We start from the raw sequence: 22,331 nt of genomic DNA, 5'->3' as shown, positions 1-22,331 counted from the left end.
TCTCATCAAAGGCAGACGATGATGTACTTGCAACATTTGAGAAGAATGAGCTGCACCAGGATGCGGAAATGAGTGACTCCATCACCTACAGTGGCGGGATTCGAGGAGGATTACATGACCAACGAGAACCACGGGCACTCTCATCATCAACATAATCATGATCATGGTGATCACCATCACCGTAGCGATGCCGCAGCTTCGATAGGGGTAGCGCCGGTTACCGGAGAGGGTGTTGTCTATACGTGCCCCATGCATCCACAGGTTCGACAAATCGGCCCAGGCAACTGCCCGATATGTGGGATGACCCTGGAGCCCGAAACGCCTGTCGTTGTAGACGGACCGAGCGCTGAATTCGTCGATATGACCCGCCGCTTCTGGATTGGTCTCGTACTTTCGCTCCCCGTTCTCGCCCTGGAGATGGGCGGGCACCTGACCAACCTCCATATGATCATTGGGCCACAAACTTCGAATTGGGTTCAAATGGTGCTTGCAACGCCCGTTGTACTTTGGGCTGGCTGGCCGTTCTTCGAACGCGCGTGGCAGTCCCTCGTCAACCGTCACCTGAACATGTTCACGCTCATCGCAATGGGCACGGGCGTTGCGTGGATATACAGCGTGGTCGCGACGCTCACACCTGGCACTTTTCCTGAAACGTTCCGAACCGGAGAGGGTGCGGTAGCTGTCTATTTCGAGGCTGCCGCCGTGATCACTGTTCTCGTGCTCCTCGGCCAAGTCCTGGAACTCCGAGCACGAGAGCAGACGGGTGGCGCAATACGCGCCCTCCTTGATCTCGCACCCAAGACAGCACGACGGGTAAAGGATGATGGTACCGACGAGGACGTCACTCTCGACGACGTTAGCGTCGGAAACCGGCTGCGCGTTCGCCCTGGTGAAAAGGTCCCAGTCGACGGTTCGTTGTTGGAGGGCCGTAGCTCCGTCGATGAGTCAATGATTACCGGCGAATCCATGCCCGTGACCAAGGAAGTCGGTTCAAGGCTAATCGGCGGCACGATGAACCAGACGGGCGGTTTCATCATGGAGGCGGGCAAGGTCGGCAAGGACACGATGCTTTCTCAGATCGTGAAAATGGTAGCTGAAGCCCAACGCTCCCGCGCACCGATACAGCGGTTGGCTGACGAGGTTTCCGGGTGGTTCGTGCCCGTAGTAATCGCCGCCGCTATCCTGTCCTTTTTCATATGGTTTTTCATCGGTCCGGAACCGAAATTCGCACATGGGCTGGTTGCTGCAGTCGCCGTTCTGATTATCGCCTGCCCTTGCGCCCTCGGACTAGCAACACCGATGTCCATTATGGTCGGCGTCGGCCGAGGTGCGAAGCTGGGGGTCCTGATCAAAAATGCTGAGGCCTTGGAGCGCTTCGAAAAAGTCGACACGTTGGTCGTCGACAAGACCGGCACCCTTACTGAAGGTCGACCAAAGGTCACCGCCATAGTACCGACGGAAGGCCTGTCGGAGTCTGAGCTGTTGCAGGCGGCGGCATCAATTGAGCGTGCGAGCGAGCATCCTCTTGCGCTCGCCATTGTCAATGCCGCTGCCGAACGGGACATTCAACTCGGTGACGTCCAGGATTTCGACAGCCCGGTGGGCAAGGGCGTGACCGGAACCGTCAACGGCAAGACGCTGATCCTGGGGAGCCATCGGATTATGGAAGAAAGCCACGTCGACGTATCCGCGATGACTGCCAAGGCTGAGGACATGCGCAACGAAGGGGCAACGGTCATCTTCATGGCATCTGATGGTCAACTAGCAGGGCTATTTGCCATCGCCGACCCAGTTAAAGCAACGACACCCGAGGCCGTGAAGGCGCTCGTTTCGGAAGGCATCAGGGTCGTCATGCTGACCGGCGACAACAAAACGACAGCCCACGCGGTTGCACGGAGGCTCGGAATTTCAGAGGTGGAAGCCGAGGTTCTACCTGAAGACAAGAGCAAGATCGTATCGAGGCTCAGGAGCGAAGGCAAGATCGTCGCCATGGCCGGGGACGGCGTTAACGACGCCCCTGCCCTTGCCGCCGCCGACGTCGGTATTGCCATGGGCACAGGGACTGACGTCGCTATCGAAAGTGCAGGCGTCACCCTGCTCAAGGGCGACCTACAGGGCATTGTGCGAGCGCGTCAGCTGAGTCGGGCGACAATGGCCAACATCCGGCAAAACCTATTCTTCGCGTTCATATACAACGCTGCAGGCATCCCAGTTGCCGCCGGTCTGCTTTATCCTACGTTCGGTATCCTGCTTTCGCCGATCATTGCCGCCGCAGCCATGGCTTTGTCCTCTGTGAGCGTGATCGGCAATTCCCTTAGGCTCAGGAGCATCAATCTATGACCATAACCGAACATGGCTGCTGATCGCGGCATCGGTCACCGTCATCGCCATCCTTCGAATGGCTCTCCTGTCGTGTCTCGGTGTCTTCCGGGCCTTTGAGCAGGTATCATTCCGAAGGGAATCACGGGAGGGGATCAAAATGGCAGAAGTTCAAGCAGAACTCGAACGAGGGAAGCTTCGCTCGCTTTCCGTGCGAAACTTCCGGTGCATCGGGAACAATCCGGTCAAAGTCGATCTTGACGATATTGTTGTGCTCGTTGGACCTAACAATTCCGGAAAAAGCTCGATCCTTCGAGCTTATGAAATTGCGGTCAGCGAAGGCGCGAAGCCGGGCAACCTGAAGCAGGAGGACTTCCCGAACGGCCAGATCGATCCTGACAAACCGACAGAGATCGAACTTGTCACTGAAGTCGTGCATGGCAATCCAGGGAAGCAATGGATCGGTGACCTAGAGGGCAAACCCGTCGTCGCGGGCGGTCGGAAGTATGTCAAGGAAAAGTGGGGCTGGATTGGAGTGGGTAAAGGGACCCGGTACGGCTGGAACGTTGATCTACAGGCTTGGGATGACAAAAAGCCTTGGGGTTATGCAAATGTCGCTAACGCGCGTCGCCCTGCCGTCCACCCCGTGAGAGCGTTCGATCCTCCTGAAGCCCAGGCGAAGCAGATACACGATCTCCTAAGCAAAGCTATCATTGGATCGGCAAGGCTCCTGACGAAAGAAGGGGTGAACCTATATGAGAAGCTTCTGGCCGATGTAACTGAATTTCAGAAACTCGCGCTCGAAGATAATAAGGAAAAGATCGATCAGGCCGAGAAAATGTTGAACGAGATAGTTTCGTCCATTTTCATGGACCATGCGGTTCGGTACGTCCAGACGACTGATGCTTCGGACGCATCCCTTAAACTATTTCCAGACGGTGGTAGGCTGACTATGGGTCACAAGGACGGCCACATGTCAGACCTGGAGTCGCAAGGAAGCGGTGCCCGGAGGACCATGCTCTGGGCAGCCATCAAGCTTCTAAAGGATAGCGCTGCGGATCAAAAGCGTGCCAACGTCCTGCTCATCGACGAACCGGAACTATGCCTGCACCCCAGTGCTGTTCGTGACGCATGCAAGGTACTTTATGATCTAGCCTCCAAGGATGGTTGGCAGGTGATGATTACGACGCACTCACCAGTCTTCATTGATCTCTCGCGCGATAACACGTCTATCGTCCGGGTCGAGCGAAAGGAAAAGGGGGAGATCATCGGCACAACATTGTATAGGCCTGAGAACGCGAAGCTTGGCAAGGAAGACCGGGATAACCTGAAGCTCCTCAACATGTACGACCCGTATGTCGCAGAGTTCTTCTTTGGCGGCCGTGTGGTCCTCGTTGAGGGCGACACAGAGTATTCCGCCTTCCGCATGATCATGGATGGGGACAAGTCCTATTCCGACGTTCACGTTATCCGAGCGCGAGGAAAGGCCACGATAGCTTCGCTAGCCAAGATTCTCAATCAATTCGGCGCGAGGTATTCAATCTTGCATGACACAGACGTGCCGACGACGATGCGTAAGAACCCGAAAACTGGATTCAAGGAGCCCATTGCGAACCCCGCTTGGACGACGAACAAGAACATTCTCGCGGCCGTGGAAAAGCAGCTTGCAGACAAATCGGTACGGTTGGTCGCCTCCAAGGTCCATTTCGAAGCGGCTTTTTTCGACACGGCTCTAACGGGAGAGAAGCCGTACACGGCCGTGCGCACCCTCCGGACAGATGAGAACCGTCGGACGGTCGTGTCGAAGCTTCTCAATGCTTTGATCGATCATGACGCCCCATTGCCACCAGGTTGCCTAGACTGGTCCGAGATGGGCGACCTAGAGGCCGCCCTAGTGATCTAGGTGCAAAGTAGGGGCGGCGAAATCCACCGCCCCCGCCCCAAGGTCAAGCTGCCATCTTTTCACAGCTGTCCGTGCATCTGCGGCAAGCGTCGACACAACCTTGCATATCGCCCACGCGTTCGCAGTCGTCCGCACACTGACGGCATATCTCTGCGCATTCACGGCAGGTGTGCTTGTGATGTTCGGAGCCGATCAGCATGAAATGCGCTGAAGTTCTGCACATTTCCGCACAAGCCATCATCAGTTTGAAGTGCTTCGGCTCAGTGTGTTGCCCGCCCATTTCCAGGCAGTGGCCCATAGCCATCGAAAGGCACTCGCTATAGCATGCCAGGCAGTTATCGATGCATGCCTTCATCTCCGACGACAGGTGATGCATCACTTGGCCTCCTTTTCGACCCAAGCAGTAAGTTCCTTGATCTCCTTCGACTGATCATCAATGACCTTTTGTGCTGCGGCCTTGGCCTCGGCGTTGTCACCATACTTCAACTCGACCTCAGCCATGCTGATTGCTCCCATGTGGTGAGCAATCATTCCACAGACGAAGGACACGTCAGCGTCTTTTTTCATCATTCCCTGCATCATGTTCATGCCCATCGACTTCATGCCTTCCATCGATTCTTTTTGATAGTCGGTCATTTCTCCCATCGGCATGTTGTGCCCTTGCATGGCCATATCGCCAGACATCGGCATCTCTGATTTACATTTGTCGGGGTAAGCCATCTGAGCGGATGCAGTGCTAGACAGGGCTGCTGTGGCAGAAGAGATTGCGAAAGCTGCAAGCGAAATCTTGAGAAGCGTCTTCATTGCTAAAATCCTTATTCGTGATGTGTTGAACCGATACCTCTTCACGCAGCAAGAACGCGTGGAGGAGGATCAATCGGACGCACGAGAAGGAGCGCTTGCTCTGCGCTCTTTAATGATAGTGCCTTAAACTTGACGGCCACCGGCACCATCGGGTCAGGCTGGTACGGCAGCATCAGGCAGCAATGCATATCGCTGCAACAACCGGCAGGAGCGTCAGATTGCTTTTGATGACCAGCGTTGAACCCAACAACGGCAACACACGGCCGCGATGCTGATGCGCTCGCTGGTAACATCGCGATCATGTTTACCAGCACCAGAACTGATGCAAAAACTCCGATGACGGTCCTGAAACGGTGCATATAGGTCATCGTTGCTTCTCCCTTTGGAGTGGGAACACCACAGATCATTGAAGGTTCCACTGCGGCATCAACCGGCTGAAAGCCGGTCTCTTAACCGCATCAAGGTGCTGATTTGGGATACGGGTCGCTAGGCGCTTCTGGTGCAGTTGAGGCACACCTTAACCATTTCTTTATTATGAAATGTGATAGTGGACGTGTGTGATATTTATGACATGCTCCCGCACGACGATTCTCTTGAGCTGTGCGGCAGACAGCAGGAGCATAATTAGCTTGAAAATGATCATCCTGAAGAACATCGGCCACAGGGTCGCGATGATGCTTGTTCGGACTTGGCTGAGAGCCATTCCTTTTGCGCTAAGTTTCAGCGCACTTTTGCTCGTGACGGTTGGCGCTGCAGCTCAAGCTTCCGCTGAGGAGCGCAGTCTGAAGCTTTATTTTTGCCATACAGGTGAGCGGGCGGTCATCACCTTCAAACGAAATGGTGTCTTCGAACAGAACGGGCTGAATCAGCTTAATCGCTTTCTGCGCGACTGGCGTCGCGACGAGTCCACAAAGATGGACCCGCGCCTGTTCGATATCGTCTGGGAGATTTACAGGCGAAGTGGTGCGACAGAATACATCAACGTCGTCTCTGGTTACCGCTCGCCAGACACCAACTCGATGCTTCGGACTCGGTCTTCCGGTGTTGCAAAGGAAAGTCAGCACACGCGCGGCAAAGCGATAGACTTCTTCATCCCGGGGGTGAAGCTCGCAACATTGCGTGGCCTTGCCATGCAGTTGCAGGGCGGCGGCGTAGGCTACTATCCCACGTCTGGATCACCCTTCGTGCATGTGGATGTCGGCGGCGTTCGTGCATGGCCCCGAATGAACCGTCAAGAGCTAGTGCAATTGTTTCCGACCGGGAAAACGCTGCACATTCCAGCTGACGGAAAGCCTCTTCCAGGATACGAAATTGCCGTGGGGGAATATAAACGCCGGGGAGCAAGTCTCAGCGTAAAACTTGCAGCCGTTGGCAAGCAGAACGCCGCTCCGCGCAGGGGCAACCTCCTTGCAGCTTTGTTTGGGGGCGACAAGGTGGAGGAGGAAGAAGACGTCGCTGAGAGTGAAACCTCTTCTCCTGCGCAGCGAACCGGGAACGGTAAGCAAGCGGATGCACCACAGGCGGTAGTATTGGTGGAGCAAAATCCAGGATTTAAGGCTCCAGTCCCCACTACTCGTCCGATGGCAAGCCCCACGCTGACGGCTTTTGTTCCGTCTTCGACGACAGCATCACATCAGGCTTTAGCATCCATCTCCTCCGCAACCGTAGCTGTTCAGGAAGGACGTGTTACGGACGCTCCTGACCAAACTGGCAGCATCCCTATTCCGTCTGCGAACCCTCGCTCTACCGTGGCAGCGGCGGTTACTACCTTGGCGGCCCCGAGCGCGACCAAGAGGTTCGATACACCCAAGGCGGTGAATGCACCTGTTCTTACACATAGCGAGGTAGCGTCTGCCTTTGTCGCGCCCAGCGCGGGCAGCAGACCCGCCACCACCACGTTCAGTTCAACCTATACGACCGGATACCCCGCAGAAGGTTCGTCAAAACCGGTTGCCGCTACCGCATCCTTCGACTTCGGCCGCTTTGGCAACCCGTGAAGAGGTCAGTTAACGTGAGGCTCAAAGGTCATGATTACCTTGAGCCCAGGATGATTTTCGAGAAGCTGGATTTTCGCATCGTGAAGATCGCATATTGCTTTGGCCAGACTCAGACCCAACCCTGAGCCTGCCGTGGTCCTGCTTTTCTCTAGACGATAGAACCTGTCGAAAACCCGCGAACTCTCCTGCTCCGGTATTCCGGGACCATTGTCCTGAACCGACAAAATGATACTGTCGCGCTGCCGGATCACAGAAACGTCAATGCGTGAGCCTTTTGGTGTGTGACGCATGGCGTTCGACAAGAGGTTTGCCAAAAGCTGACGCAATAAATCTGGATCACCCTCGATTTTTGTATCAGCTGGCTCTTCGTGCCAGCACAATTGATAGCCGTCATCCTGCACAATCGCTTCATACGTTTCGCAGATGTCCTTGGCGACAACGCTCAGATCGACGGCGGCGAAATGAGCCAGTCGGCTACGCGACTCGATCTGCGCGATCCGCAGAAGCGCGTCAAACGTTTTCGCGATGTCGCCCAGTTCCACTAAAGCGGTACTGACCGCGTTTTGCATCTGCTCAAGGTCTGCAGATTGTAGCGCATCATCGAGCATTAAGAATGTTCGACCGATAGGCGTCTTGAGATCATGGGCGATATCAATGGTCACTTGTTTCAAAGCAGAGACACTCGTCTCCAACCGCGTCAGCGCCACGTTCACTTGCGTGGACAGCACATCGATCTCATCCATCCTTGCTGAGACCGGCAGTCGCTTAGACAGTTCACCATGCCCAATCGCATGGGCAGTCTTTGACAAGACCGAAATTCGACGCCGGGTTCGGTATGACAGCACCGCCGCACCGCCCAAACCGACAGCGAAGACGATGGCGGTTGTCCATCCGAAACTCATGAGCACTATACGCGCCAGCTGATCGGTATCGCCATAACTGATACCGACGATCAGAACGCTGTCGCCGATCTGCCCCCGAAAGAGTTTGTAATTGGTGTCATTGTCATGTTGATCCTGCGGCTTCAGGACGGAGTAGCCGTCAGGAACGCCGTCCAGCGAAGTGTTTCCAGCAATGAGACTGCCTGCCGGGTTCCTGAGCGTGTAGATTGTCTCCTGTCCCCGAGTTGCGGGCCCATGACTGTTGATCATATCCACTGCCCCAGGAAGCCCTCGTGCCTGATACGCAGTTTCAATTTCCCGATACCGCTCCATCACGTTGACGTTTAGGCGGCCGTCCAGGTATGCCAGCACCATCTGGTAGGCGATCACGTTTGCGCCGAGATAGGAAACAACGAACAAGCAGATATAGATGATTGCCAGCCGAGCAGCTGTGCTTTTGAAGAAGCTACCTCCGCGCATGTAGGGAATAACCGGTATTGCGGACGGTATGTAGCAAGGGGAAACCGAAGGGTCTGTCGATCTTTGCCCGCAACCTGCTGACATGGGTTTCGACCACAGAGCTTTGGGGGTCAAAGTTGAAGTTCCAGATTTTCTCCAACAGCATTGTCTTGGTCAGCACCCTGCCCTCGTTCCGCATGAGAAGTTCCAAGAGGGCAAACTCGCGCGGCAGAAGATCGAGCGGAGTTCCAGCTCGGTCCGCACTGCGCCTTACGAGGTCGATCTCAAGGTCGCCAACCCTCAGTTTGGTCTTCTCAGTGGCAATCGGTGGTCGCCTTACCAACGCATTGATCCGCGCCGTAAGCTCAGAGAAAGCGAATGGCTTGACCAGATAGTCATCACCCCCGGCCTCCAAGCCTTCAACGCGATCATCAACCCCACTCATCGCGGTGAGGAAGAGGACAGGCGTACGGATTGAGGCGGCACGAAGGCTCTTCACCATTGTCAGCCCGTCTAGCCCGGGTATCATCCGATCAACCACCACGACATCATAAGAAGCGTCGAAACCAGCACTTAGGCCGTCTCTTCCGTCCCGAAGCCAATCCACTACATGGCCCGCTGACGTCATTCCCTTTGATATGTATGTGCCAGTCTTCTCGTCGTCTTCAATAAGAAGGATTTTCATGCCGCGTCCAGATGATTTTCTAAAAGGAATCCAAAGGCATTGATTCTGTCTTTGTTGCGGCGACTTGCCCCTTTCCAAGTTTACAAAAATGTAAAGTACCGGAAAGGTAGCTGACAATCTCACGATCTACCTTCCTCATGCTGCAACTCCGCAGCTATTTCGAGGAAGAAAATCATGAAGTTTCAGCTCGCCATCGCTTTAGTTGCCCTTGCTGCAGCCACCTCCACAGCGTCCGCCAACGGTCCGATCAGCCCACGAGCGTCGGATGTCGACAAAATTGTTCAGGGCCACGGTAAACCCGGCGATACAGCAAACGCGAAGTCCGACGCAGTAACGTTCGAGGTTCTGGGTAACGGTTTGGTCAAGCGCACCAACACCAAATACGGCACGGTGTCTGTGATCGATCCTGCCGAAGACCTCCGCAAGTCCCGCAATCGCTGATCTCGCGCAATAGCACCTGACCGCAAGTCCAAGCAAGGCTTACCGAAATGCTGAGAACACGCATCAAAACCGCCACTGGTGCCCTGGTTAAGGTCCTTTCCCTGATGGTGGGACCGACTGCTTGGGCAGAGCATGAGAGAACCTACCGCTCCGACGGGCCAAAGGCTTCTGGCCGAAGCTCCGACAGAGGTCGGGTCCGGCTGTAACGGTTGAACAAGTCGAGTCCGCTGTGCTCAGAGCAGCGGGCCGCTGACCTACAACCAGGAAGCGTTGTGGCAAAGCCACACAAAGGACGCGAATTCGTGGTGGAAGATGGCAACGATTGACAACCTTGAAGGCACTGGCGATCTTATTGGGCATGGGCGGGATGTATCGAATCACATCTAGAGTGTTGGTACTGCTGGTAAGACTGGTGATGGTTCTGTCACTGGCTGGATACAGCTTTTCTGCCGTCAACGCCGCGATGCATCCAGATGCGTCTGTCAAAGTCTCGCAGTCGGATGAACATTCGTCTGATCATGGTGCTGATCACGTCACCGTAAGTGACGCAGGGAATCACGGCGACCAGCACGACCATAGCAAACCGGAAAAGTCCAAAACCTCTTGCTGTCAGGATTATTGTGGCGTGGCCGCAATTACCTGCCCGGGTTCCTTGATGTCCCACCCGACAGTCGTCTCGATCCGCGAATTCGTTGACGACACTGAAACTGTCGGCCAAGCACCGAGCCTTCATCGCCCACCTAATATCTGAGAACTAGCACCCGCACGGCGGGGCTTGCTGTGCCTCTGCGCAACCACGCGCGGCGGCACAATCGCGAACTTATTCTCGGATTTTTACCATGAAACGTTTGTTCCTGGTGGTTGCCCTGCCGCTTGTCGTCAGCGGATGCACTTCCACGCTGCCCGAAGTCGTGGCTTTGACCGACAACCCTGACACCGTGTCCGTCAGGCCCGTTCGGTACCAGAGCCCTATCGGCGGCTACACGCATCGCATGCCCGTCGATCCTAAGCCTTGGCGTGGTCTCAACGACGCCCAAGCTCCGAAGAAGGGATGATCATGATGACAATGCGTCATATCAAGATGATCTCAGCCGTCGTTCTCCCGCTGATCGCGGCAGGCTGCGTCACAACAGAATACTCTGCTAAGGATGCAGGTTTCATCAATGCATCGCTCAGAAGCAACGAGGCTACCGGGAAACAGACGGTATGGGTCCAAAATAGACAGCATGCCGAGGCTGTGCGGTCTCGGGTGAAGACGCTGATGGCAAAGAAGACCATCGACGTCGAGACCGCTGTGCAAGTAGCGTTACTCAATAATAAGGGCCTTCAGGCCGCTTATTCTGAGCTTGGTGAAAGTGCCGCAGACGTCTGGCAAACCCAGCTCTCCGTCTATCCAACATTCTCTGTCGGCTTAACGGGGATCGGAAGTCCGGGGCTCGAAGCTTACCGCGTTATCGAGGGAGCAATCGCTGCCAACATCCTGGCACTGGCGACGTACGACAAGAACATCAAGCTCGCGGAAACGCGCTTCCGCCAAGCCCAGCTAACGGCAGCTCTGGAAACTATTTCTCTGGCTTCAGAAACTCGCCGTGCCTGGATCACGGCTGTCTCCGCCTGGGAAAATGTCGGTTACCTTAACCAGGCTAAGGTGGCGGCAGACGCCGCATCTGACCTTGCCAAGAAAATTGGTGAAGCTGGGTCCTTACCGAAAGCAGATCAGGCCCGCGAGCATGTCTTTTATGCCGAGCTGACGGGAGAGACCGCAAAAGCACGTCTTGAAGCAAAGCTGGCCAAAGAAGAACTCGTCCGGTTGATGGGTCTCTCAGGCTCCGACATCGACTTCCAGATTCCAAACCGCTTGCCGAACCTGCCAAAGGCACTGATCAAGCGTGAGGACATCGAGGCGGAAGCCATTCGCAAACGGATGGACCTCCAGGTGGCTCGCCTGGAACTTCAGGCCACGGCGCAGTCCTACAAGCTGGAGGATGTCACCCGTATTGTCACCGACATCGAGCTGGTCGGGACCTGGGAGAAAGAGCGTGAACGAGAAGACGGTCGCATCGTCTCCGATATCAGCAAAACAGCTGGGCTCGAATTCACAATCCCGATCTTCGACTCCGGCCAGGCGCGGCTTCGCAAGGGTGAACTTGCCTACATGCGAGCGGCAAATCAGCTGGCGGAGCGAGCCGTAAACGTCCGTTCTGAAGCCCGGTCGGCATACGTGTCGTACAAATCGAACTACGACATCGCCCGCCATTACCGCAACAGCGTCCTGCCGCTGCGCAACGCAATCGAAGAGCAATCGATGCGCAGCTACAACGGCATGATTACCAGCACCTTTGAGCTGATCTCGGACACCAGAGAGAAGATTGAATCCACCATCCTCGCCGTCAACGCAAAACGCGACTTCTGGCTGGCTGAAGCAAATCTCGCCCCTGTCATCTACGGCGGCAGCGAATCTTCAGAAGCAGAAGAAACCGAAGTCGCTTCGGCTGATGCGGACTAAGAAAGGAAAGTCGTATGTTTAACAGAAGACAACTGCTCGGAGCAGGCGCAGCCAGCGCTGCCCTCGTCTCCTCCCAAACATGGAGTCAAACCTCAAACATGAGCCTGCCGGAAGCGGCAGTCATGGAGTCCCCCACAACACAGACGCCTGTGAAGCCTTCAGTCGGTCCCGACTACAATCCGGTCGTGACATTGAACGGTTGGACGGCACCTTTCCGGATGAACAACGGAGTCAAGGAATTTCACCTTGTTGCTGAGCCGGTCGAACGCGAGATGGCAGAGGGCATGACTGCCTATCTTTGGGGTTATAACGGTCAGTCTCCGGGGCCGACCATCGAGGCGGTTGAAGGTGACCGCGTACGCATTTTCGTCACCAATAAGCTTCCGGAGCATACGACCATCCACTGGCACGGCATGATCCTGCCATCTGGTATGGACGGCGTTGGCGGGCTGTCGCAGCCGCATATCCCTGTCGGAAAGACCTTCGTCTACGAGTTCGACCTCGTGAAGTCTGGTACCTTCATGTACCACCCGCATTCGGACGAGATGGTGCAGATGGCGATGGGCATGATGGGCTTCTTCGTGGTCCACCCAAAGGACCCGACGTTCATGCCCGTGGACCGGGACTTCGTCTTTCTCCTCAGTGGGTATGACATCGACCCTGGCACTTATGTCCCGCGCGTCATGGAAATGACAGACTTCAACCTGTGGACATGGAACAGCCGCGTGTTTCCAGGGATTGATCCACTGGTCGTCTCCAAGAATGACAGGGTGCGTGTCCGCGTCGGCAACCTGACGATGACGAACCATCCGATCCACATGCACGGCTACGACTTTGAGGTCACCTGCACCGATGGGGGATGGGTGCGGCCAGAGGCTCGGTGGCCCGAGGTCAGCATCGACATCCCGGTCGGCGCAATGCGTGCCTACGAGTTCGATGCGAAGTATGTCGGCGACTGGGCCATTCACTGCCACAAGTCCCACCATACGATGAACGCCATGGGCCACGAAATTCCTACTTTTATCGGCGTCGACAAGAAGGAAGTGGCCAAGAAGATTCGACAGTTCCGTCCCGAGTACATGCCCATGGGTACCGCCGGTATGGCGGATATGGGTGAAATGTCGATGGAAATCCCGGAGAACACCGTTCCAATGATGACAGGCTGGGGTCCGCACGGCCCCATCGAAATGGGCGGCATGTTCTCCGTTGTGAAGGTCCGCGAGGGTATCTCGGCGGGCGATTACAGCGACCCCGGTTGGTATGAAAACCCTCCGGGCACGCAGGCCTGGGAGTGGACGGGAAGTCTTCCCGACGCGCCCAAGGCCAAAGACTCCAAAACTAAGCTGTCTCCGAAACATTCGGACCACGGCTGATTCCACCTCAGTAGAAAGAAGGACTACAACAATGAAGACAGCTATTTTCGGCCTACTTCTGGCCTCCCTCGCGACTCCGGTTCTCGCTTCCGGTAGCCACGCTGGCGGCCACGGCGAAGCCATGGTCGTTGGCGAAGCTGGTGACAAATCCAAGGTCACCCAGACGATCCGCGTCAGCATGAAGGAGACGCCCGACGGGAAGATGATCTTCAGCCCTAACAACTTCAAAGTCCGGAAAGGCCAGACCGTCCGCTTCACTATCAAAAACGAAGGCGAACTAGATCACGAATTCGTCCTCGACCAGGAAGACAAGGTCATGGAGCACAAAGCCGTGATGGAGAAGTTTCCTGAGATGGAACACGATGATCCAAACGCCATCCGGCTCAAGGCAGGCAAGTCTGGAGAGATCGTCTGGAAATTCACGAACGATGGCGTCTTCAAGATCGCCTGCCTCGTTCCCGGTCACTACGACGCCGGGATGCACGGCGACGTCGCTGTCGCTAAATAACAGAGAAGGAACCTGATATGAGAACCTCTACCAAAATCGCCCTTGCCGCTGCACTCGCGGTCGCTTCTGTGTCCGGTGCGTTCGCGCAGGAATTTACGAACGGCACCGTCAAGAAGCTGGATGCGAAGACCAAAAAGGTCACGCTTATCCACGAGGAGCTAAAGGGGCTAGAAATGCCTGCAATGACAATGGTCTTTGAAGTGAAGGATGACGCACTGCTCGCAAAGCTGAAAGAAGGTGCGAAGGTCCAGTTTGTGGCCGAACGCGTGAACGGAAAGCTTACCGTCACACAGGTGAAATAAGAATTCCAGCCGCGTCCCAGGGCGCGGCTGGTATCTGCCCTTTCCCAAAGTTGGCACGACCACTTTACCGCACCGAACAGAATTTTCTATGCGGAGAGGAGCGTGGAACCGACGTGCCAACATAGTCTGCCGAACCAGGCTACCGTGCCGTGCTCCGGGGCCCGTTGACGGCACATGGTGCTTCACCCGCTGCACATACATACTTCCGGCTGTGCCTTAGATCAGCATTGCTAGTTTCGCTGGCAACCTTGTCAGAGCAAAGCCGCTCACACAGTCGAAGTCATGGTCGACGCTTCTGGATTTCAAAAGCCGCAATTCTTGACACAATTCTCCACCTCTAGCTGTTGAACATTTCCTCACGCGCCAAACAATTCATTCGGCCGGTCCGCTCCGAGTTTCGGTTCGCTCCACGGACCGGCCGAATTACCGTCGTGCCAGACGTCGGCCAGCCTCCAGCTCGCGACCAGATACGAAAAATCATTTACGTCTATTGACTTCAAATCTATTTTTTGGTCCAATTAGTCAATGGTTTAAGCCTTGCAATTTACATGCTTGTTGTGCTTAAAAGTTCCTCGCCAAGATGGCAAGCGATCTCAACAAGCCGAACGGTCAGGCCGTGATCACGCCAAAGAACGGTCCGGGCTTCGTGGAATCGCTGCCGGTCAAGAAATTCCACGGCGTCGGGCCGGCGACTGCCGAGCGGATGAAAAAATACGGCATCGAGACCGGCGCTGACCTCAAGTCGAAGTCGCTGCAGTTTCTCGCCGAGAGCTTTGGCAAATCCGGACCCTATTTCTACGGCATCGCCCGCGGCATCGACGAGCGCCAGGTGCGTCCCGACCGGATCCGCAAATCCGTCGGCGCCGAGGATACGTTCGTTGAGGATATCGACGCCCTCGACCTTGCGACCGCCGAACTGAAGCCGCTCGCCGAAAAGGTCTGGCGCCACTGCGAAGCGCATCGCATTTCGGGCAAGACCGTCACCGTGAAGATCAAATATTCCGACTTCACCCAGGCGACACGCAGCCGCACGGCGTCCCTCCCCTATGCAAGCGTCGCGGAAGTGCTGGCGGCGGCATCGGGGCTCCTGGCAACCGTCTATCCGTTCCGGCGTTCGGTAAGGCTGCTGGGTGTGTCCCTCTCGTCGCTGGTCGGCGCCGGGCCGGATGATGTGGAACAACCGCAGCTCGGTCTCGATTTATAATCGACAAGCACATCAAGAGCGCCGGGTAAGGACTTCGACATGAGCAATCCCACCATCCGCGTCATCGACCTCGAGACCGGCGGCAACGGACCGAACGACGTCTGCGAGATCGGCTGGCAGGATGTCACCCAAGGGGCAGACGGAAGATGGCAGGTCGACGAGGACCGCGGTGCGCTTCTGGTCAATCCCGGCCGTCCGATGTCGCCCGACACGATCGCGATCCATCACATCCTTAACAGCCATGTCGCCGACGCGCCGTTCTGGAAAGATATCGCACCGACTGTCCTGCGTCCCCCGCACCGGATCGAAGCGCTTGCCGCCCATCGCGCCGCCTTCGAACAGCGATACTGTACACCGCGGCTGACGGGTGGCCTGCCCTGGATCTGCACCTGGAAATGCAGCCTGCGGGTCTGGCCCGAACTGCCGCGCTTCTCCAACCAGATGCTGCGCTACCTGCGCACGCCCGAAGGTCTGGTCCACGAGATCGGCCTGCCGGCGCATCGCGCCATGCCTGATGCCTATGTCACGGCGCACCACCTGCGCGACCTCCTCAACGAGGCATCACTCGGAGACCTCCTGGCCTGGAGCAGCGAGCCGGGTCTGCTGCCGCGCGTGCCATCAGGCGCGGATCGCGGCAAGCCCTGGGACCGGATCAGCGAAGATGCGCTTCGGGACCTCGCGGAAGACCGGGATATCGATATCCGCTTCACCGCCCGCGCCGAATTGACGCGCCGCGGTGAACAACCACAGCCGCCCGTCGTTGACCCTCCGCAGGGAACGCTCCTGTAATCGGTATGGCGAAAACCGGGGTTGGACGATGAGCGAGACGTATCCGGATACACCCGACGGCAAATACTTCGTCGTCCGCGGCAGGCTCTGGCGTCGAAGCAACCCGGCACTGGACGCCGAGACGCGTCAGGAGCTGGTCTCGGACCTGATGTCGGCACGCCGGGCCGTCCGCGATGCGAAAGGCAAACCCGACGCGATGGCCGAAGCGCGCCGGCGGGTCGACGATGCCAAGGTTCAGCTTGGCGAACGCGGCCCTGTCTGGTGGGATGACGGCGAGCCGGATCTCAACCGGCATATGGCCAAGAACACGCCCTATGCCGACTGGTTCGCGCAACTGAAGGATTGATATTGAGGGCCCGCATCCCAGATCTCGGCTTCGAAGACCCGTTCGCAACCTGGCCCGAAGGTTCATCGCCGTGAAGACGCTTCAACCGCTGATCCTGACAGCCCGTATCGCGCAAGCGGACAAAGCACCTTTCGATCTGTTGCGGAAAACCCATTTCCCGCCCGACCGGAATTTTCTCGATGCGCATCTGACGATGTTTCATCGGTTGCCGGGCGAATATACCGACGGGATCGTCGAGCATCTCAGACAGGTCACTGAGGCAGGGTCATCGATCAAAGCCGAGGTCAGCGGCGTCCGCCATCTCGGTGCGGGCGTTGCCTTCACGATCGACAGTGCCGCGCTTCAGGATGTGCGAGCCCGGTTGAAGGAGGCCTTCCTTCCATGGCTCGGCCCGCAGGACATGCAGAAATGGCAACCGCATATCACGATCCAGAACAAGGTGTCGAAGGACCGGGCTGACCGGCTGTATCAGGAGCTCCGCGCGACGTTTCAGCCTCACACCATCGAGATTAAAGGTGTTGATCTGTGGAAATACCTCGATGGACCCTGGCAGCATGAAACCTCCGCGATATTTGCGGAAGATCGAGACGCCGTTGTTTCCGGTCGCTATCAAAGAGAGCGTGCCGGCGTCCAAAGCCATATCAAGGAATGAAAACTGATGCCCGGAGCGTTCAAATCTATCTTCGTCCTCGCCTTCGATCTCGATGAGAGAGGGCAGACAGTTCCGGCGTTCGCGGTAAGGGAAGCACAAGACGAGACGGCTGCGATCGATGAGGCCCGCAAACTCGGCGATCGACATGCCGGCGTGGTGGTCTGGAAGCGCGAGGCATCGCCAGCTATTGGTGAGGAAGGCGAACCGGTGATTATCTTTCAAACCGGAACGATCGGCGATTTCAACTGAGACGCCGGCCCGTCTATGCGGGCCGCAGAAGAATGGCGGACGGTTGCCCGTCCGCCATGAAGGTTACATCTGAACCTTGGCATTGTCGCCCATGTCGGGCTTCGAACTGGAAACGGCGGCGGCTGCCATCTTGATGTAGCTGATGACGGTGCCAGGGCTATCCCAGTATTCCGCTGCTGACGGCGTGATCTTCAGGACGCGGATCGAAGGATCCTCGGGGCTGTCCCACCAGGCCTTTGCCGGTGTCGCCCAGAGGTCGCGGATCTTCTCGCGATCGTTCTGCACTTCTGCCGTCGCCGAAATGGACACGTATTTCTGGCCCTTGGAATCGGCAAACGCCAGGCAAACGTTCGGGTAGCGCGCGATTTCCTCGTCCTTGTGGCTTGCCACATCCGTCAGAAAGTAGAACGCATTCTCAAGACGCTCGGCATAGGCCGCCATCGGCCGAGCCCGCAGATCCGTACCCGACTGGGTCGTGAGCATGCAAAATCCGATCTTCTCCGCAAGGTCCCAGACCTTCTCGTGTTCGTCTTCGATGTGAGCCATGCGATTTCTCCTTTTGATGACGCGGGTCAACTGGCGAGCTTGGCTTCTGTTCCAGACCCGCCGATATCTTGCACTGGAAACGTGCAGCGGCAGGAACAGGATGACCGGGGCGCCGTTAATCTAACTCAAGGTCCGATCTTACGAGCGCTTGCGACAGCGCTTGAGCGGGGTCGAGGCGACTTGGCACACGATTGACGCAACGGGAAGGAACCGGTTCATGACCGATCAGGAAACCTCGACCAAGAAACTCGCGATGAAATATCTCGAACTCGGCGGCACACGCCGCGCGAAGCTCGACGACAACATCGCCGACGTCCGCAAGTGGGATGACGAACCGGCCGAGGCAGACGAGTTCTGGAAGACGCAGATCGAACCGCTCGAAGCCGCGCGCCTGCGCGAAGTCGAGACGCATCTTCCGACCATCAACTCCGACTGACGACGCCTACCCAATACCGTGGAGTTCGGGCATAGTGCGATGAAGAAGCGACCTACACGCGCGTATCTCGGATATGTCAGACATGGCCGGCACTGAAACCAGTCTTCTCGCATCGCTGCCGAACGGGTTCCGGGCGGCAGTGATCGGGGCAAGGGGCGGTATCGGTTCCGCGATCTGCGAGTGTCTGCAGAACGAGCCCCATCTCGGCGAACTGATCGCCTTTTCCCGCAGCCGCGACGGTCTGGACTTCGCCGACGAGACGAGCGTGGCGGACGCCGCAGGCTCGATCTCGGCAAAGCCGATCCACCTCCTCATTTGCGCCACCGGCATCCTGACGACCGATGGCCGCGGCCCGGAAAAGTCTCTGCGGCAGCTCGATCCCGAAACGATGATGGCCCAATTCCGCACCAACGCCGTCGGACCGGCGCTTGTGGCAAAACACTTTCTCCCACTGTTTGACCGCGAAACCCGCTCGATCGCCGCATTCCTGTCGGCCCGTGTCGGATCGATCGGCGACAACCGCCTCGGCGGCTGGGTGTCCTACAGATCGGCCAAGGCGGCGCTCAACCAGATCGTGCGGACCGTCTCGATCGAATACAGCAGGACCCACCCGGCAGCGGTCATCACCGCGATCCATCCGGGCACGGTCCGCACAGGCCTATCTGACCCCTACTCCCGCGGTCACAACACGGTCAGCCCGGAACAGGCGGCAGCGTCGATCCTCTCAACGCTGGACGGCCTCGCGCCGGAGCATTCCGGCTCCTTCGTCGCCTATGACGGAAGCAGTATTCCCTGGTGAGATATAGCGGTCAGGGTTTAGCTGATGCCGCGCGGTCGGCAATGCGCTGCCGGATCTTCGCGGCCATTGCCGGATCGACCGGGTTGTAGACCATCATGCCGAGATCCGGCCGACCGTCGAGGGAGAATGCGGAATATTCCAGCTCGACCGTGCCGAGATCCGGATGTTCGATCCGCTTCAGCCCATCGCTTTGAAGCCTTACATCGTTTTCACCCCAGAATGCCGCAAATTCCGGACTGGACTTCGAGAGCTCGTCGACGAGATCCGAAACCTCCGACATCGCACCGGCCCGTGCGGCATCGGCGCGAAAGGCGCCGACGACAAACCGGGCGAGCCCTTCCCAGTCATGTTGCTTGGCGCGGAGCGACGGGCTCAAGAAAATCTGTCGCAGGAGGTTTCGCTGGCCTTCGGGCAGTTTCCCGTAGTCGGTCAGAACCACGGCCGCTGCCGCATTCCACGCCACCACATCCCAGGTCGCAGTCTTGACGAAGGCTGGGCTCGCATCGAGCGTATCGAGCAAACGCTGGAGCCGTGGCGTAATCCCGTCCGTAGACTTGTAGCGAACCTCCGGCGGCCGTCCGAGACCGAGCATGAAAAGGTGTTCGCGTTCCGGCTCCGTCAGCATCAACCCGGAAGCGATCCGGTTCAGCACGTCAGCCGAGGGCGCGCCGCCGCGGCCCTGCTCGAGCCACGTGTACCAAGTCGGGCTGATATTGGCGCGTTGAGCAACCTCTTCGCGGCGAAGCCCCGGCGTCCGTCGTCTTCCCGAAAACCCGAAGGCGCCAGGGTCGAGCCTCGTCCGGCGATCTTTCAGAAACGCTGCCAATGAATTCGGCGTGATGTCCGGCATCGATACCCTGTTAGCAATTATACCCTGATACGGTCACTACTTTAACGGAATAAGAAGAGCGCAGATAGTCCCGCTGTCAAAGCAACTGGAGAATGACAATGCGTGTATTTCTCACCGGAGCCACGGGCTTCATCGGCTCGGCACTGGTTCCTGAACTTCTCGACGCGGGCCACGAAGTCATCGGCATGACCCGCTCGCAGGCAGGCGCCGAAAAGCTGATCGCATCAGGGGTCGAGCCACATCTGGCGACGCTCGAAGACCTCGAAAGCATAGAACGCGGCGCCCGGAATGCGGATGCCGTCATCCATACGGCGTTCGACCACAATTTCGAACGGTTCGCCGAGAATTGCGAAAAGGACCGGCGGGTCATCGAAGCGCTGGGATCAGCCCTTGCCGGTTCCGAACGCCCGCTGCTGATCACCTCGAGCATCGCGATGGGCGCGCGCGGCAAAGGCGAGCTCGCTGTCGAAGACGTCTTCGATACGGATCACCCAAACCCGCGCATTGCTTCTGAGCGCGCTGGAAACCGGCTTCTGGACGGAGGGATCAACGTCTCCGTGCTCCGTCTGCCGCAGGTCCACAACACGTTCAAGCAGGGCCTCATCTCGCCGCTCCTCGACATTGCCAGAGCAAAAGGCGTTTCAGCTTACGTGGGGGACGGAACGAACCGCTGGTCGGCCGGTCACCTTGGCGATGTTGCGCGCCTCTACCGCCTTGCTATCGAGAAAGCGGCACCCGGTGCACGCTATCACGCGGTCGGCCAAGAGGGCGTGGAGATGCGCCTTATCGCCGAAGCGTTGGGTCGCGGCTTGGATGTCCCTGTTGTTTCCATCTCAGCCGACGAGGCTTCGGAGCATTTTGGCGCGATGGCACGGTTCGTCGGTCTCGACATGAGGGCATCGAGCGCGAAGACACAAGCAAAGCTCGACTGGCACCCGACCGGCCCGACGCTGATCTCCGACCTCGATGCGATGGTCTATTGATGGGCTAGCGAGCAATGCGCGCCGGCGCCTCACTGGATGAGGAGGACTGCAAGCGACAGGGCGAGCGCCGGAAGCATGACGACGGCGCCCAGCTTGAGAAAGCTCAGGGCGCCGATGTGCAACCCTTCGCGCTTCAGCGCCGTCAGCCACAGAATGGTCGCGAGCGACCCCGTGACCGAGAGGTTGGGGCCGAGATCGACGCCGATCAGCACCGCGCCGGCAATCTTGTCGGACACATGCGCCAGCTCCACGGCGCTTCCGGCAACGAGGCCGGCCGGCAGATTGTTGACGAGATTGGAGCCGAGCGCCACGACCGTGCCGGCGAACGCTGCCGTCTGGGCGGGATAAAGCGAGGCATTCTGGGTCAGCTGATGCGCCAATGCATCGATCAGGCCCGTCCGGTCAAGGGCTTCGACCACGACGAACAGGCCGGCCACCAACGGCAGCACGCTCCAGGACACGCCCTTCAGCGTTTCGACAGGGCTCTGCCGGGTGATCGCGAGAACAGCCGCCGTCGCGATGCAGCCGGCCACAAAGGTGGGCAACCCGAGATCGAAATGCAGCGCCGATGCTCCGAGCAGCAGGACCGCCGTCGCGCACAAGGCAATCCCCGTCAGCCTTGCGCTATGCGACAGCGGCACGCTTTCAACCACGGGGGACACGCTGTCGGCCGCGATGGTCGAGCGCTGCGTCCAATAAAGCGCGATAAACGTCACGACGATTGAGACGATTGAGGGAAGACCGAACGTGGCGAGCCAGCGCGACAGAGGCGGCATCGTTCCGCCGCCGAAGATCACCAGATTGGCCGGGTTGGAGATGGGCAGCACGAAGCTTGCGGCATTGGCGATGAAGGCGCAGATGAGAAGATAGGGCATCGGATCCTTCACCTTTGCCGTGCGGCACGCCGCATAAACGGCAGGCGTCAGCACGACCGCGGTCGCATCGTTCGAAAGGAACGCGGTGACGACGATGCCGACCCCATAGATCAGGACGAACAATCGCTTCGGCGAGCCTTTTGCATAGGCGGTCGCAATCGATGCCAGCCAGTCGAACAGCCCTTCCCGTCTCGCGAGTTCCGATAAGAGCATCATGCCGATCAGGAACAAGTAGACGTCGAGCCCCTTGGCAACACCGGCCCAGGCATCCCAGGGGGCGATCAGGCCGAACATCAAAAGGAGCGATGCGCCGAGCACGGCCCATATCGCTTCCGGCCAGGCAAACGGCCGGGTAATGACGCCGAGCGCTGTCAAGCCGGCGATGCTCCAGGTCATGGTCAATGCGTTCATGGATGGTCCAACC

At 57.7% G+C, this 22,331-nt stretch carries 25 protein-coding genes and 1 pseudogene; 18 read left to right on the top strand and 8 right to left on the bottom strand.

What is annotated here, in order from left to right; translation table 11 throughout:
- Positions 1–114 precede the first annotated feature (114 nt).
- Together ACQY1L_RS03035 and ACQY1L_RS03030 are read left to right on the top strand one after the other, a co-directional pair.
- The gene (locus ACQY1L_RS03035; RefSeq protein WP_430261952.1) at positions 115–2,340 is read left to right on the top strand and encodes a copper-transporting P-type ATPase; all 2,226 of its coding nucleotides are present in this window, start codon (positions 115–117) and stop codon (positions 2,338–2,340) included.
- Between the two features lie 139 nt (positions 2,341–2,479).
- Positions 2,480–4,222, top strand: coding sequence for an ATP-dependent nuclease (locus tag ACQY1L_RS03030; RefSeq protein ID WP_430242633.1), 1,743 nt, complete (start codon positions 2,480–2,482; stop codon positions 4,220–4,222).
- 43 nt (positions 4,223–4,265) lie between these two features.
- On the opposite strand, the gene ACQY1L_RS03025 is transcribed toward ACQY1L_RS03030, so the two are convergent.
- From ACQY1L_RS03025 to ACQY1L_RS03015, 3 genes are read right to left on the bottom strand one after another with little or no spacing between them, the layout of a single operon-like run.
- Complete coding sequence (locus ACQY1L_RS03025; RefSeq protein WP_430242631.1) at positions 4,266–4,598, bottom strand: four-helix bundle copper-binding protein; 333 nt, start codon at positions 4,596–4,598, stop codon at positions 4,266–4,268.
- Positions 4,598–5,026 carry a DUF305 domain-containing protein gene (locus tag ACQY1L_RS03020; RefSeq protein WP_325262882.1) on the bottom strand — a complete coding sequence of 143 codons (429 nt, stop codon included), beginning with the start codon at positions 5,024–5,026 and terminating at the stop codon, positions 4,598–4,600. Before ACQY1L_RS03020 ends, ACQY1L_RS03025 begins: the two co-directional genes overlap by 1 nt.
- 41 nt (positions 5,027–5,067) lie before the next feature.
- Positions 5,068–5,394: a hypothetical protein gene (locus ACQY1L_RS03015; RefSeq protein WP_325262884.1), complete on the bottom strand. Its 327-nt coding sequence runs from the start codon at positions 5,392–5,394 to the stop codon at positions 5,068–5,070.
- A 267-nt stretch (positions 5,395–5,661) separates the two neighbouring features.
- Between ACQY1L_RS03015 and ACQY1L_RS03010 the strand changes: the two genes are divergently transcribed.
- Positions 5,662–7,023, top strand: a complete 1,362-nt coding sequence (locus ACQY1L_RS03010; RefSeq protein WP_430243797.1) for a DUF882 domain-containing protein — start codon at positions 5,662–5,664, stop codon at positions 7,021–7,023.
- Positions 7,024–7,028: 5 nt separating this feature from the next.
- Here ACQY1L_RS03010 and ACQY1L_RS03005 read toward each other — a convergent pair whose 3' ends face one another.
- Together ACQY1L_RS03005 and ACQY1L_RS03000 are read right to left on the bottom strand one after the other, a co-directional pair.
- Positions 7,029–8,384, bottom strand: a complete 1,356-nt coding sequence (locus tag ACQY1L_RS03005) for a HAMP domain-containing sensor histidine kinase (RefSeq protein ID WP_325262885.1) — start codon at positions 8,382–8,384, stop codon at positions 7,029–7,031.
- A complete protein-coding gene (locus tag ACQY1L_RS03000; RefSeq protein ID WP_325262887.1) occupies positions 8,371–9,048 on the bottom strand; it encodes a response regulator transcription factor in 678 nt (225 codons plus the stop codon). Before ACQY1L_RS03000 ends, ACQY1L_RS03005 begins: the two co-directional genes overlap by 14 nt.
- A gap of 174 nt (positions 9,049–9,222) precedes the next feature.
- Here ACQY1L_RS03000 and ACQY1L_RS02995 point away from each other — a divergent pair, with 174 nt between their 5' ends.
- The 12 genes and pseudogenes from ACQY1L_RS02995 (at position 9,223) to ACQY1L_RS02940 (ending at position 17,418) form a co-directional block, all read left to right on the top strand.
- Positions 9,223–9,489 (top strand): hypothetical protein, encoded by a 267-nt coding sequence (locus ACQY1L_RS02995; RefSeq protein WP_325262889.1) that lies wholly within the window; start codon positions 9,223–9,225, stop codon positions 9,487–9,489.
- Positions 9,490–9,811: 322 nt separating this feature from the next.
- Positions 9,812–10,240, top strand: coding sequence for a hypothetical protein (locus tag ACQY1L_RS02990; RefSeq protein ID WP_325262891.1), 429 nt, complete (start codon positions 9,812–9,814; stop codon positions 10,238–10,240).
- Between the two features lie 88 nt (positions 10,241–10,328).
- Complete coding sequence (locus tag ACQY1L_RS02985) at positions 10,329–10,544, top strand: hypothetical protein (RefSeq protein WP_325262893.1); 216 nt, start codon at positions 10,329–10,331, stop codon at positions 10,542–10,544.
- A gap of 5 nt (positions 10,545–10,549) precedes the next feature.
- Entirely contained in the window at positions 10,550–11,995 is a 1,446-nt protein-coding gene (locus ACQY1L_RS02980) for a TolC family protein (RefSeq protein ID WP_430243795.1), read from the top strand.
- 14 nt (positions 11,996–12,009) lie between these two features.
- A complete protein-coding gene (locus tag ACQY1L_RS02975; protein WP_325262894.1) occupies positions 12,010–13,368 on the top strand; it encodes a copper oxidase in 1,359 nt (452 codons plus the stop codon).
- Positions 13,369–13,399: 31 nt separating this feature from the next.
- Positions 13,400–13,876, top strand: coding sequence for a plastocyanin/azurin family copper-binding protein (locus tag ACQY1L_RS02970; RefSeq protein ID WP_325262896.1), 477 nt, complete (start codon positions 13,400–13,402; stop codon positions 13,874–13,876).
- A 17-nt stretch (positions 13,877–13,893) separates the two neighbouring features.
- The gene (locus ACQY1L_RS02965; RefSeq protein ID WP_325262898.1) at positions 13,894–14,178 is read left to right on the top strand and encodes a copper-binding protein; all 285 of its coding nucleotides are present in this window, start codon (positions 13,894–13,896) and stop codon (positions 14,176–14,178) included.
- Between the two features lie 565 nt (positions 14,179–14,743).
- Positions 14,744–15,382, top strand: a pseudogene (locus tag ACQY1L_RS02960) (DNA polymerase thumb domain-containing protein); the annotation flags it as partial.
- A gap of 39 nt (positions 15,383–15,421) precedes the next feature.
- On the top strand, positions 15,422–16,171 hold the full coding sequence (locus ACQY1L_RS02955) for a DNA polymerase III subunit epsilon (protein ID WP_430242627.1): 750 nt from the start codon (positions 15,422–15,424) through the stop codon (positions 16,169–16,171).
- 28 nt (positions 16,172–16,199) lie between these two features.
- Complete coding sequence (locus ACQY1L_RS02950) at positions 16,200–16,517, top strand: hypothetical protein (RefSeq protein ID WP_092660009.1); 318 nt, start codon at positions 16,200–16,202, stop codon at positions 16,515–16,517.
- Between the two features lie 70 nt (positions 16,518–16,587).
- Positions 16,588–17,169, top strand: coding sequence for a 2'-5' RNA ligase family protein (locus ACQY1L_RS02945; RefSeq protein WP_430242625.1), 582 nt, complete (start codon positions 16,588–16,590; stop codon positions 17,167–17,169).
- A 6-nt stretch (positions 17,170–17,175) separates the two neighbouring features.
- Positions 17,176–17,418 carry a hypothetical protein gene (locus tag ACQY1L_RS02940; RefSeq protein ID WP_192086110.1) on the top strand — a complete coding sequence of 81 codons (243 nt, stop codon included), beginning with the start codon at positions 17,176–17,178 and terminating at the stop codon, positions 17,416–17,418.
- 63 nt (positions 17,419–17,481) lie between these two features.
- Here the strand turns inward: ACQY1L_RS02940 and ACQY1L_RS02935 are convergent, their stop codons facing one another.
- Positions 17,482–17,964: a pyridoxamine 5'-phosphate oxidase family protein gene (locus tag ACQY1L_RS02935; protein WP_062455064.1), complete on the bottom strand. Its 483-nt coding sequence runs from the start codon at positions 17,962–17,964 to the stop codon at positions 17,482–17,484.
- Positions 17,965–18,181: 217 nt separating this feature from the next.
- On the opposite strand from ACQY1L_RS02935, the gene ACQY1L_RS02930 reads away from it, so the two are divergent.
- Positions 18,182–18,400: a hypothetical protein gene (locus tag ACQY1L_RS02930; protein ID WP_062455061.1), complete on the top strand. Its 219-nt coding sequence runs from the start codon at positions 18,182–18,184 to the stop codon at positions 18,398–18,400.
- An 82-nt stretch (positions 18,401–18,482) separates the two neighbouring features.
- Positions 18,483–19,199 carry an SDR family oxidoreductase gene (locus tag ACQY1L_RS02925; protein WP_430242621.1) on the top strand — a complete coding sequence of 239 codons (717 nt, stop codon included), beginning with the start codon at positions 18,483–18,485 and terminating at the stop codon, positions 19,197–19,199.
- 10 nt (positions 19,200–19,209) lie between these two features.
- Here ACQY1L_RS02925 and ACQY1L_RS02920 read toward each other — a convergent pair whose 3' ends face one another.
- Positions 19,210–20,049 (bottom strand): helix-turn-helix transcriptional regulator, encoded by an 840-nt coding sequence (locus ACQY1L_RS02920; protein ID WP_430242618.1) that lies wholly within the window; start codon positions 20,047–20,049, stop codon positions 19,210–19,212.
- Between the two features lie 98 nt (positions 20,050–20,147).
- Between ACQY1L_RS02920 and ACQY1L_RS02915 the strand changes: the two genes are divergently transcribed.
- Complete coding sequence (locus tag ACQY1L_RS02915; RefSeq protein ID WP_430242615.1) at positions 20,148–21,032, top strand: SDR family oxidoreductase; 885 nt, start codon at positions 20,148–20,150, stop codon at positions 21,030–21,032.
- A 29-nt stretch (positions 21,033–21,061) separates the two neighbouring features.
- Here ACQY1L_RS02915 and ACQY1L_RS02910 read toward each other — a convergent pair whose 3' ends face one another.
- Complete coding sequence (locus tag ACQY1L_RS02910; protein WP_430242612.1) at positions 21,062–22,318, bottom strand: arsenic transporter; 1,257 nt, start codon at positions 22,316–22,318, stop codon at positions 21,062–21,064.
- Between the last annotated feature and the right edge of the window lie 13 nt (positions 22,319–22,331).

Origin of the sequence: Neorhizobium sp. DAR64862/K0K3 (assembly GCF_050500185.1) — a bacterium.
Taxonomy (GTDB): domain Bacteria; phylum Pseudomonadota; class Alphaproteobacteria; order Rhizobiales; family Rhizobiaceae; genus Neorhizobium; species Neorhizobium soli.
Note: the sequence above shows the minus strand (reverse complement) of the source record. Positions and strands in the feature narration are given on the sequence as shown.